Origin of the sequence: Blautia ammoniilytica (assembly GCF_025566965.1) — a bacterium.
Taxonomy (GTDB): domain Bacteria; phylum Bacillota; class Clostridia; order Lachnospirales; family Lachnospiraceae; genus Blautia_A; species Blautia_A ammoniilytica.
This window is the reverse complement of record NZ_JAOQJL010000002.1, coordinates 73,926-85,946: the sequence shown is the minus strand read 5'-3', so window position 1 is coordinate 85,946 and position 12,021 is coordinate 73,926. Positions and strand designations below refer to the sequence as shown.

The following is a 12,021-nucleotide window of genomic DNA, read 5'->3' as shown; positions in this document are numbered from 1 at the left end:
AGCCTTAAAAAGCTTTGCAGCTGTATCATTATGCCTGCAACTGTGATGGTGCCGGACAGTTACAAGTTTACAGATATGAATATCCCATCAGAGATTCATCCACTGCTTTGGCAGCTTCTCTGCCTTCACGGATCGCCCAAACCACCAAAGACTGGCCTCTATGCATGTCTCCTGCTGTAAACACACGCTCCACACTTGTTTCATATCCATTCGGTTTTGTTTCCACATTGGTACGTCCGTTTACTGCTACCTTAAATGCATCTGTCACATATTTCTGGCTTCCAAGGAAACCGGCTGCGATCAGTACCAGTTCTGCCGGGATCACTTCTTCTGTTCCTTCTACAGGTACCATCATCATGCGGCCAGTTTTAGGATCTTTCTCACTTTTCAGCTTAACGATCTTTGCCTGGCATACATTTCCGTTTTTATCAGCAATAAATTCCTTTACTGTTGTCTGATAAACCCTTGGATCATGACCGAATACAGCAATGGCCTCTTCCTGACCGTAATCTGTTTTCAGCACTCTTGGCCACTGTGGCCATGGATTATTCGGCGCCCTGTGTACAGGCGGCATTGGCATCATTTCCAGCTGGGTAACGGATTTTGCTCCCAAACGGATGGAAGTACCTACACAGTCATTTCCTGTATCTCCTCCTCCGATCACAAGCACATGTTTTCCCTTCGCTTCCTCATAAGGTGCTTTCTGGAAATCAGAATCCAAAAGTGTTTTTGTAACCTTAGAAAGGAAATCTACTGCAAAATAAATACCTTTTGCTTCTCTTCCAGGAACCTTGATATCCCTTGGATTGGATGCACCACAGGCAAGAATCACACGGTCATACTGTTTCAGCAGCTCTGCAGGCGTAATATCCACACCAACATTGACTCCTGTTATGAACTTAACTCCCTCTTCTTCCATTAAGTGGATCCTGCGGTCGATCACAGATTTATCCAGCTTCATATTCGGGATTCCATAGCGGAGCAGCCCGCCGATCCGGTCGTTTCTTTCATATACAGTTACCTGATGGCCTCTACGGTTCAACTGCTGTGCTGCGGCAAGTCCGGAAGGGCCACTGCCAACTACTGCAATGGACTTGCCTGTACGCACCTTTGGGATCTGAGGCTTTACCCAGCCATTTGCATAAGCAGTCTCAATAATGGCACGTTCATTTTCTTTGGTAGATACAGGCTCTCCGTTAATATTACAGGTACATGCAGCCTCGCACAGTGCAGGGCACACCCTTGATGTAAATTCCGGGAAGGAATGGGTCTTGCTCAGTCTTAAGAATGCCTGTTTCCAATTGCCTGTATATACCAGATCATTTGTTTCCGGTACAAGGTTATGCAGCGGACAGCCGGAAGCCATTCCTCCAAGCATCATGCCCGACTGGCAGAAGGGAACTCCGCATGCCATACAGCGTGCCCCCTGAAGTTTTTGTTTTTCTTTATTTAACGGAATACGAAATTCCTTAAAATCAGCAATTCTTACTTTCGGCGGCAGAACCTTTGCCGTCTCTCTGTCGTAATCTAAAAATCCAGTTGGTTTTCCCACGGTTATGCCCTCCTAATACTTTCATAAAACGCTTCCATCTGTGCCTGTTCGCTGTTCAATCCTTTTTCTTCCAGCTTTGCACTTAAAGTCACCATATGTTTATACTCATTTGGAATCAGCTTTTTGAAATGAGGAAGATATTCGTCAAAGTCTGCCAGCACCTTTGCCCCCAGTTTTGAGCCGGTAGCCTGTACATGGGCTTCAATCAGATCCCGCAGTTCCTTTTTATCATATTTGTTCTCAACCTTTTCAATGGAGATCATGGCTTTATTCAGATTCTTGTAAAGCACATTGTCCACGTCCAGCACATAGGCGATACCACCGCTCATACCTGCTGCAAAGTTTTTCCCGGTTTTGCCAAGAACAACCACACGACCGCCGGTCATGTACTCACATCCGTGCTCACCAACACCTTCTACAACTGCATACGCTCCAGAGTTACGTACTGCAAAACGCTCTCCAGCCATTCCGTTAATAAATGCAGTTCCGCTGGTAGCACCATACAGTGCAACATTTCCTACAATAATATTATCCTCTGCTTTGTAACCGGCTTTTTCCGGAACCTTTACTACAAGCTTTCCACCTGAAAGCCCTTTTCCAAAATAATCATTGCTGTCACCAGTAAGCTTCAGGGTAAGCCCCTTAGGAATAAACGCACCAAAACTCTGTCCGCCTGCACCGGTACAGTTGACTACAATTGTATCTTCTGCCAGACCTTTTTTATGATTTCTAGTGATCTCTGCACCCAGAATTGTTCCAAAAGCCCTGTCTGTATTTGTAACATTTACAGAGATTTCTGTTTTGCTTCCACTTACAATATTTTTACCGCATTTTTTAAGAAGCACTTTTTCGTCCAATGTTTTTTCCAGTTCAAAATTGAACTCTGCTTTCGGATCAAAAGTAACCTTTTCCCCTTTTGCCGCATATGGATTATTCAAAATAGCAGTCAGATCCACTTTGCCCTTATGAGGCTCCTTTACCTTATCAGATGCAACCAGAAGATCTGTACGTCCCACCATTTCTTCTAGGGTACGAACGCCTATCTTTGACATATATTCCCTTAATTCTTGTGCGATAAAACGCATGAAATTCTCTACGTATTCTGGTTTTCCTTTAAATCTTTTACGCAGCTCCGGATTCTGTGTTGCCACACCTACCGGGCAGGTATCCAGATTACATACACGCATCATCACACAGCCCATTGTTACAAGAGGTGCAGTTGCAAATCCAAATTCCTCTGCTCCAAGGAGAGCTGCCACTGCCACATCTCGACCGCTCATCAGCTTTCCATCTGTTTCAATACGTACACGGTTACGTAATCCGTTCATCAGAAGTGTCTGGTGTGTTTCGGCAAGTCCCAGTTCCCAGGGAAGTCCGGCATTATGGATGGAACTTCTTGGTGCAGCTCCTGTACCGCCATCATAACCGGAAATCAGGATCACCTGTGCTCCAGCCTTGGCAACACCGGCTGCAACCGTTCCCACACCTGCTTCAGATACAAGCTTTACTGAGATATCTGCATATTTATTGGCATTTTTCAGATCATAGATCAGTTCAGCCAAATCCTCAATGGAATAAATATCATGATGTGGCGGCGGAGAGATCAGACTTACTCCTGGTGTGGAATGCCTGGTCTTGGCTACCCATGGATATACCTTCTTTGCAGGCAGATGTCCGCCTTCACCAGGCTTTGCTCCCTGTGCCATCTTGATCTGGATCTCACGTGCAGATACCAGATAACGGCTGGTAACACCAAAACGTCCGCTGGCAACCTGCTTGATGGCAGAGCAGCGATCATTGTCTGTTCCTGCTGAATCCAGACGTTCCTCACTTTCGCCACCCTCTCCTGTATTGGATTTTCCATGAAGATGATTCATGGCAATGGCAAGTGTTTCATGTGCTTCCTGAGAAATGGAACCATAAGACATTGCTCCTGTTTTAAAGTGTTTTACGATCTCATCAACACTTTCCACTTCCTCCATAGGCACAGGCTCTTTGGCGTATTTAAAATCCATCAGGCCTCTTAAATTGCCATGGTTTTCTTCATCAACCTTTTTTGTATATTCTTTAAACAAATCATAGCTGCCTGTCCATGTAGCCTGTTGAAGAAGGGAAATGGTCTGAGGATTGTATTTATGCTCCTCTCCCTGGCTTCTCATCTTATGAGCTCCTACACTGTCAAGAGTAAGATCTGTAGCCAGCCCCAGCGGATCAAATGCCTCGGAATGGAGACGTTCTACATTGTCCTCAATATCTTCCAGTGTAATACCGCCTACACGGCTGACTGTTCCTGTAAAATATTTATCGATCACATCCTGAGATACACCAATAGCCTCAAAAATCTGAGATCCCTGATAGGACTGAATAGTGGAAATACCCATCTTAGAAGCAATTTTTACAATACCGCCAAGCACTGCCTGATTGTAATCATTGACTGCTGCATAATAGTCTTTTTCCAGCATATGGGTATCGATCAATTCACGGATCGTTTCCTGTGCAAGATACGGATTAATAGCACTTGCACCATAGCCCAGAAGGGTTGCAAAATGATGTACCTCTCTTGGCTCTCCAGACTCCAGGATAATTGCAAGGGAAGTGCTTTTCTTAGTTTTTACCAAATGCTGATGCACAGCGGATACTGCCAGAAGTGACGGAATAGGCATATGGTTTTCATCTACCCCACGGTCAGAAAGTACCAGAATATTGGCTCCGTCACGATATGCCTTATCTACCTCCACAAACAGTCGGTCAATGGCACGCTCCAGCTTGGTGCTTTTATAATAAAGAGTGGAAACAACGGCGACCTTAAAGCCTTCATAGTGCATTTCCTTGATTTTAAGCATATCTGTATTGGTAAGGATAGGATTGTTGATTTTTAATACCTGACAGTTTTCTGCATTCTGCTCCAACAGGTTTCCATCCTTTCCAACATATACGCTGGTACTGGTAACGATTTCCTCACGGATAGCATCAATAGGCGGATTTGTTACCTGTGCAAAAAGCTGCTTAAAGTAATCAAACAGAGGACGATTTTGTTTGGAAAGAACAGCCAGAGGCGTATCCACACCCATTGCTCCAATACTCTCTGCGCCATTTAATGCCATATTGCGGATTGAAGTCCGGTATTGCTCATAGGTATATCCAAAAGCCTTCTGAAGGCGGGCTCTTTGTTCTTCTGTGTATTCCTCGATTCTCTCATTTGGGATATGGATATCCTTCAGATGCAGAAGATTGCTGTCCAGCCACTCTCCGTATGGTTGTTTTTTTGCATACATTTCTTTAAGGTCATTATCATCAATAATCTTGCCCTGTACAGTATCCACAAGAAGCATTTTCCCAGGATGAAGACGTTCTTTTAATACAATTTTTTCTTCCGGCACAGGAAGAACGCCTACCTCAGAGGACAAGATCACATATCCATCAGATGTAACATAGTATCTGGATGGGCGAAGACCATTTCGATCAAGGACAGCTCCCATCACATCACCATCTGAAAACAGAATGGACGCAGGTCCGTCCCATGGCTCCATCATAGTTGCATAATACTGATAAAAATCCCGTTTTTCCTGAGAAATAGTATCATTATTTGCCCATGGCTCAGGAATGGTGATCATCACTGCAAGTGGCAGATCCATGCCGCTCATCATCAGAAACTCCAGCGTATTGTCCAGCATTGCTGAGTCGGAACCGCTTCTGTTCACAACCGGAAGCACCTTAGACATTTCCTGGCTCAGATATGGGGATTCCATATTTTCTTCTCTGGCAAGCATCTTATCTGCATTACCACGGATCGTATTGATCTCACCATTATGTACGATCAGACGGTTAGGATGTGCACGTTCCCAGCTTGGATTTGTATTAGTACTGAAACGGGAATGAACCACTGCAATGGCAGATTCATAATCCAGGCTCTGAAGATCTTCAAAAAAGGTGCGAAGCTGTCCAACCAGAAACATACCTTTGTATACAATGGTCCTGCTGCTCATAGATACTACATAGGTATTGTCATTGGACTGTTCAAACTCCCTGCGGACAATATACAGTTTCCTGTCAAAATCAAGACCCTTCTCCACATCATCTGGTTTTTTAATAAATGCCTGCATGATATAGGGCATACACTCACGTGCTTTGTGTCCAAGTACATCCGGTACAGTGGGCACTGTACGCCATCCAAGGAATTCCAGACCTTCTTTTTCCACAATGATCTCAAACATTTTCTTTGCCTGGGCACGCTTGATTTCCTGCTGCGGGAAAAAGAACTGTCCAATTCCGTACTCTCTTTCCCCTCCAATCTCAATGCCTTCTTTCTTACAGGCTTTTTTGAAAAATTTATGAGAAATCTGCAAAAGGATTCCCACACCATCTCCGGTTTTTCCTTCTGCATCCTTTCCTGCACGATGATCCAGATTTTCTACAATACGCAGGGCATTTGCAACCGTTTCATGGCTTTTTTTACCTTTAATATTTACAACTGCACCAATTCCGCAGTTATCATGCTCAAATTCCGGGCGGTAAAGACCCTGCTGGTCATTTGCCACTTCTCTCATATTTCCTCATCCTTTCTATATGGTCTTTCTTTCAATTTCTTTTTTTCGGTCTACTGCCGCCTGTACAAATCCACGGAACAGCGGATGCGCATGGTTTGGCCTTGACTTAAATTCCGGATGACCCTGGGTTCCTACAAAGAATGGATGACCTGAAATCTCGATCATCTCTACAATATGCCCATCCGGAGATGTACCGGCTATGCTCATTCCCTTTTCATTCAATTCGTCTCTGTATGCGTTATTGACCTCATAACGATGTCTGTGACGTTCCTGTATTTCTTTCTTGCCAAACAGTGCAAGGGATAAAGAATCATCCTTTAATACGCAAGGATAGCTTCCCAGACGGAGGGTTCCCCCCAGATCCTCTACCTGCTCCTGATCCGGCATAAGTGCGATCACCGGATGAGTAGTCTCAGGTGCCAGTTCTATACTGTTAGCATCCTCATACCCAAGCACATGACGGGCAAATTCCACAATCGCCATCTGCATGCCAAGACAGATACCAAGGTAAGGAATCTTGTGAACTCTTGCATACTGTGCAGCCAGGATCATTCCTTCTGTTCCTCTATTGCCAAAGCCGCCTGGAACCAGAATCCCGTCTACGTCATGAAGCTGCTTGTCCAGATTCTTTTCATTTAATTCTTCAGAATCCACCCAGGTAAATTCAACCTTCGCCTTGCAGGAGATCCCGCCATGCTTTAACGCTTCCACAACACTTAAGTAAGCGTCATGAAGCTGTGTATATTTTCCTACAATAGCAATATTCACACAATCCTCCGGATGCTTCAGATGATCCACCATCTGGATCCAGTCTGTCAGATCCGGCTTCCTGTTTTCCAGGCACAAAGACTGAAGAACCACATCTGCCAGCTTTTCCCTTTCCATTGCAAGGGGTGCCTCATAAAGATATTCCACATCCAGATTCTGAAGCACATGGCTGACAGGCACATTACAGAACAAAGCGATCTTGCCACGAATGTCTTCCGTTAGAGGATACTCGCTTCTGCACACCAGCACATCCGGCTGGATCCCCATTCCCTGTAGTTCCTTAACGCTTGCCTGGGTGGGCTTTGTTTTCATCTCACCAGAAGCCTTCAGATATGGGATCAAAGTGACATGTATCAAAATAGCATTTTCATGTCCCACATCGTGTTGGAACTGACGAATTGATTCCAGAAAAGGCTGGCTTTCAATATCTCCTACTGTACCGCCCACTTCAATAATTGCGATTTTGTCCTCATCCGGTGATTTTGCCCTGTAAAATCGATTTTTGATCTCATTTGTAATGTGCGGAATCACCTGGACAGTTCCTCCGCCAAAATCTCCATGTCTTTCTTTCTGAAGAACAGACCAGTAAATCTTTCCTGTGGTTACGTTTGAGTTTTTATCAAGGCTTTCATCAATAAATCTTTCATAATGTCCCAGATCCAGGTCCGTTTCCGTACCATCATCTGTAACGAAAACCTCTCCATGCTGGATCGGATTCATTGTACCAGGATCAATATTGATGTATGGATCGAATTTCTGCATAGTCACCTGATATCCTCTGGCCTTCAAAAGCCGTCCAAGGGATGCAGCAGTGATTCCTTTCCCCAGTCCAGAAACAACGCCTCCTGTAACAAAAACATACTTAATTGCCATTATATATTTCCTCCTCATCCATAAAGCTCTCATCTCATATCTGTACTAAGCCAAACAAAAAGGTGCCAAAACAATCCTTCCGGAGGGGACTATCCCCCGAAAGTTCTGTTTTGACACCTTTGTCATAAAAATCACAGATATAAAAATTTGCTATAATATAACCCATTTTTACATGTTTGTCAATAATAAATCTGTAAAACAACCCACTTTTGATCTGTAAAGCAGCCACACCTAATTCTGATCATATTTTGTGGATCTCATATTCCATGCTTACTGTATGCTCCGGGATCTCCATTGGATAATTCCCGTCAAAGCAGGCTTTGCAGATTGGAAGGCCTCCGGCCATTCCCTCTAGATATTCACTTTCCATATATCCCAGAGAATCTGCACCGATCATTTTGCAGATCTCTTCTGTACTGTGTTTGGCTGCGATCAACTGATCATTGCTTGGCACATCGGTTCCGAAATAACAGGGATGTAAAAAAGGCGGTGAACTGATCCTTACATGAACTTCTTTTGCCCCTGCCTCCTTCAGCATGGTGATCAGATTGGCAATGGTAGTGCCTCTCACAATAGAATCGTCTACAAGTACGATCCTTTTGCCCTGTACAACCGACTTCAGCACACTTAATTTCAAATGTACACTGGACTCTCTCTCCTTCTGGGTGGGCTTGATAAAAGTCCTTCCTATGTAGGAATTTTTGTAAAAAGCAAGTCCAAATGGAATGCCGGATTCCTCAGAATATCCCTTGGCAGGAATCAGTCCGGACTCCGGAACTCCTGTTACCAGGTCTGCTTCTACAGGATATGACTTTGCAAGAGACTTTCCGCCCCGGATCCTGGCATCATAAACACTGACTCCGTCAATGGTGCTGTCAAGCCGTGCAAAATAAATATATTCAAAAACACAATGTGCATGCTTTTTATTTTCAAAGATCATCTGGGACTTTACTCCCTCCCTGGAAATACTTACCATTTCTCCAGGCTTTATATCGCGGATAAAGTCTGCTCCTACCGATGTAAGAGCACAGCTTTCGGAAGCAAGCACATAAGCATTACCCCTTTTTCCAAGACATAAAGGACGCAGGCCGTAAGGATCCCTGACACCGATCAGCTTTCTGGGGCTCATCACCACCAGACCGTAAGCACCCTTGATCTTCTTTGCTGTTTTCATCACAGCCTCTTCCACGCTTTTTGACCCTACTCTCTCCCTTGCAATATAAAAAGCAATCACTTCAGAATCTGTAGTTGTATGGAAAACTGCACCGCTCTGGATCAATTCCCACTTCAGCTCCGGGGTATTTACCAGGTTGCCATTATGGGCAAGGGCAAGACTTCCTTTTACGTAAGAAAGCACAAGGGGCTGTGCATTCTCAGCCACAGATGCTCCCGTGGTAGAATATCTCACGTGTCCAATGCCGATATCCCCATCCATCTGACGGATGGTGTTTTCTCTTAAAACTTCACTTACCAGTCCCAGATCCTTATGGAATTTCACGTTTCCAATAGGCCCGTTGGTATCAGATACTGCAATTCCACAGGCTTCCTGTCCTCTGTGCTGCAAAGCTGTAAGCCCGTAGTAAATGGACGTTGCCACATTTTCTCCGTCCAGGTCATAAATACCAAATACACCGCATTCTTCTTTTATCTTAGCCATCTGGTTCCTCCTAGCTGCATAACCGTTCATCACAAACATCCATATAATATAATTGAAAAAACACATTTGTCAACCCTGGCTTCTGAAAATATTTCCATCACCCTCTGGCAAAATAAAAAATAATTTTTTTCAAAAAATAGTTGACATCTGTTTTTTTTTGTGTATACTACATCACATAAAGCAAAGGCGCTTTGGATGATACATTTATCGTCCGAAGCGCTTTTTTCGTTTTATAGAAAAAATTATGAGTGAAAGCGAAATGAAAGGAGTACCGAAGTATGACTCAAAATATTCCTGAAATTTATGGCAGTCTTGTTTTTAATGACAAGATCATGCGAAGCAAATTACCAAAAGATATGTATAAGGCTCTGAAAAAAACAATTGAAAACGGTTCACATCTGGAGCTGGACGTAGCTAACTCCGTAGCCGTTGCAATGAAAGAATGGGCAATTGAAAATGGTGCCACTCATTATACACACTGGTTCCAGCCAATGACCAATGTTACTGCTGAGAAACATGACAGCTTCATTTCTCCTACCGGTGACGGACAGGTGATCATGGATTTCTCCGGTAAAGAACTGGTAAAGGGCGAGCCGGATGCATCCAGCTTCCCGTCAGGTGGTCTTCGTGCTACCTTTGAAGCAAGAGGCTATACAGCATGGGATCCTACTTCTCCAGCATTTATTAAAGACGGAACCCTTTACATCCCTACAGCTTTCTGTTCTTATAGCGGAGAAGCTCTTGATAAAAAAACACCTCTGCTCCGTTCCATGGATACATTGAATAAAGAGGCAGTAAACATTCTGCATATCCTTGGAAATAAAGAAGTAAAGCATGTATCTACCACAGTAGGACCTGAGCAGGAATATTTCCTGGTAGACAAGGATCTTTATAACAAAAGAAAAGACCTGGTATTCTGCGGACGTACACTTCTTGGTGCACCTGCTCCAAAGGGTCAGGAAATGGAAGATCATTATTTCGGTACTCTGGCTCCAAAGGTTTCCGCTTACATGCACGACCTGGACGTAGAGCTTTGGAAGCTTGGTATTCCAGCAAAAACAAAACATAACGAGGTTGCTCCTGCACAGCATGAGCTTGCTCCTGTATTTGATACTACCAATGTTGCTGTTGACCACAATCAGCTGACTATGGAGATCATGAAAAAAGTAGCTGACAAGCACGGCCTGGTTTGTCTGCTTCATGAGAAACCATTTGAAGGAATCAACGGAAGTGGTAAGCATAATAACTGGTCTATGAGTACTGATACAGGCGTAAATCTTCTGGATCCGGGAAAAACACCAGCTGAAAACATTCAGTTCCTTGTATTTTTGATGGCAGTGATCAAAGCAGTTGATGAGTATGCGGATGTACTTCGTATCTCTGTTGCCAGTGCAGGAAACGATCATCGTCTTGGAGCAAATGAGGCTCCGCCGGCAGTTGTATCTGTATTCCTTGGCGATGAGCTGACTGAGATCATGAAGTCTATCGAGAATGATACATACTTCACCTCTCATGGTGCTGTTCAGATGGATATCGGTGCAAAGGTTCTGCCTCACTTTGTAAAAGACAATACAGACAGAAACCGTACCTCTCCATTTGCTTTTACAGGTAATAAATTTGAATTCCGTATGCTTGGTTCTGCTGCGTCTGTTGCAAATCCAAACATTATCCTGAATACTGCTGTTGCTGAAGCACTTCGTCAGTTTGCACAGGAACTTTCCGGTGTACCGGCAGAGGAAATGGAGCATGCAGTACATGAACTGATCAAACGTGCGATCCGTAAGCATAAACGTGTGATCTTTAACGGAAACGGATATACAGATGAGTGGATCGAAGAAGCCGAAAAGAGAGGTCTTTATAACCTGAAGTCTACTCCTGATGCTCTTCCAATGTGGATCGATGAGAAAAACATCAAGCTGTTTACAGACCACAAGATCTTTACAAAGGAAGAAATCTTCTCCCGTTATGAGATCTGGCTGGAAAATTATTCCAAGACCATCAATATTGAGGCTAATACAATGGCAGAAATGGTCCAGAAAGATCTTCTTCCATCTGTAATGACTTATACAGAAAAAATTGCAGCTGCTGCAAGCGCCAAAAAAGCGGTTGTTGCCGATATTTCTACAGCATGCGAAGCTTCTCTTATTTCAAAGCTTACTGCTTTGGAAGAAAAAATGGCTTCCGGTGTGGAAAAGCTGAAAGCAGATACTGCAACAGCCCTTGCAACAGAAGATCCGCTTGAAAATGCCAAAGCATATCAGTCTGTTGTACTGGAAGATATGGAAGAACTGAGAAAGGCTGCAGATGCTGCCGAGATTCTTATCCCGGATGCTCTTCTTCCTTATCCTACCTACGGAAAACTTCTGTTTTCTATTTAATCGTTTCAGGTAAATACAGGGGATATCCTTATATGAACTCTACTTCATAATTCATTATCGATTTCCTCATCCATTAATCACACGATAGCGGATATTCCCTGGTTTACATATATAAATCCCTGACTTCGATCATCTATGAGCTAAACTATGTAAGCGAGTGAATGGATATTGTACGGGGTTAAAAGTTACTTGTTTTAGTTCGTAAAGAAGCGGAAGAAAGCATATATCCTCTCTCTCGCTTCTTTT

The 12,021-nt window shown here is 43.8% G+C and carries 5 protein-coding genes; 1 reads left to right on the top strand and 4 read right to left on the bottom strand.

The features are described from left to right. Positions 1 to 67 precede the first annotated feature (67 nt). The 4 genes from OCV61_RS01400 to purF all read right to left on the bottom strand — a co-directional run bounded on the left by OCV61_RS01400 (position 68) and on the right by purF (position 9,397). Complete coding sequence (locus OCV61_RS01400; protein ID WP_158420290.1) at positions 68 to 1,552, bottom strand: glutamate synthase subunit beta; 1,485 nt, start codon at positions 1,550 to 1,552, stop codon at positions 68 to 70. Between the two features lie 2 nt (positions 1,553 to 1,554). After that, complete coding sequence (gltB, locus tag OCV61_RS01395) at positions 1,555 to 6,099, bottom strand: glutamate synthase large subunit (protein WP_158420289.1); 4,545 nt, start codon at positions 6,097 to 6,099, stop codon at positions 1,555 to 1,557. A gap of 15 nt (positions 6,100 to 6,114) precedes the next feature. Then, positions 6,115 to 7,740: a CTP synthase gene (locus tag OCV61_RS01390; RefSeq protein WP_158420288.1), complete on the bottom strand. Its 1,626-nt coding sequence runs from the start codon at positions 7,738 to 7,740 to the stop codon at positions 6,115 to 6,117. Positions 7,741 to 7,981: 241 nt separating this feature from the next. After that, positions 7,982 to 9,397, bottom strand: a complete 1,416-nt coding sequence (gene purF / locus OCV61_RS01385) for an amidophosphoribosyltransferase (protein WP_158420287.1) — start codon at positions 9,395 to 9,397, stop codon at positions 7,982 to 7,984. A 278-nt stretch (positions 9,398 to 9,675) separates the two neighbouring features. Between purF and OCV61_RS01380 the strand changes: the two genes are divergently transcribed. Continuing rightward, entirely contained in the window at positions 9,676 to 11,775 is a 2,100-nt protein-coding gene (locus OCV61_RS01380) for a glutamine synthetase III family protein (protein ID WP_158420286.1), read from the top strand. Positions 11,776 to 12,021: the final 246 nt, after the last annotated feature.

Coding starts and splice junctions, on each gene's coding strand:
- purF (WP_158420287.1), bottom strand. CDS start 9,397: ATGGCTAAGATAAAAGAAGAATGCGGTGTATTTGGTATTTATGACCTG.
- OCV61_RS01390 (WP_158420288.1), bottom strand. CDS start 7,740: ATGGCAATTAAGTATGTTTTTGTTACAGGAGGCGTTGTTTCTGGACTG.
- OCV61_RS01380 (WP_158420286.1), top strand. CDS start 9,676: ATGACTCAAAATATTCCTGAAATTTATGGCAGTCTTGTTTTTAATGAC.
- gltB (WP_158420289.1), bottom strand. CDS start 6,099: ATGAGAGAAGTGGCAAATGACCAGCAGGGTCTTTACCGCCCGGAATTT.